The organism is Anabaena sp. CA = ATCC 33047, assembly GCF_963870205.1.
Lineage (GTDB): Bacteria > Cyanobacteriota > Cyanobacteriia > Cyanobacteriales > Nostocaceae > Trichormus.
In genome coordinates this window covers 11295-11885 of sequence record NZ_CAWMSA010000031.1, presented here as the reverse complement: position 1 = coordinate 11885, position 591 = coordinate 11295, and the positions used below count along the sequence as shown (strand labels likewise).

The window sequence follows — 591 nt, the reverse complement described above, 5'->3', positions numbered from 1 at the left end:
TTTGACTAATCCTGTGGCTGCTGTCCACAGTTGCACCTGTAATTGCTGACGCTGTGCGTAAAAATACAACGATGCTGCGGCAATTACTGCTTGTTCAAAGTTGTCTGCTTGCCAATTACCAGCACTATCAAGGGCAATAATAATTTCCTGTCCACTTGTGACCATTTCTAATTCCCGCACCCGTAACTCCCCATAACGTGCGCTAGTCCGCCAGTGAATTAAACGCATGGGGTCGCCGATGCGGTAGGGACGAAGCGATCGCACTAACCCTGATGTGGCTGTCTGCAAGGGTTTACCAGTATACTCACTTCTTTGACTTTCTTCCTGTCCTAATTCATCTACTAGGGGACAAGTTTTTAAAGGTAATACTGTCGGGTAAACAATAGCTGTAGCTTTACAGTGGCGTTGACGGCGACTCCAGAATAATCCTAAAGGCGCGCCTGTCACCAATTCCACAGTGTGCCAGCGATATATCCCTCGATTTTGGGTAGGCTGGGAATATGACCAACGGTAAGTTTCTTGACTGGCGATAGTTTCAATACTGTGTTTGACGGGTTGCCCTAAGACGAAAGGTAAGATATCTTCAACTTG

The 591-nt window shown here is 46.7% G+C and carries 1 protein-coding gene; it reads right to left on the bottom strand.

Features of this window, described 5'->3' with window-relative positions; genetic code table 11:
• Positions 1–591, bottom strand: a 591-nt coding sequence (locus AACS98_RS06780) for a DUF58 domain-containing protein (protein WP_232317120.1), incomplete at both ends; no start/stop codon positions are given.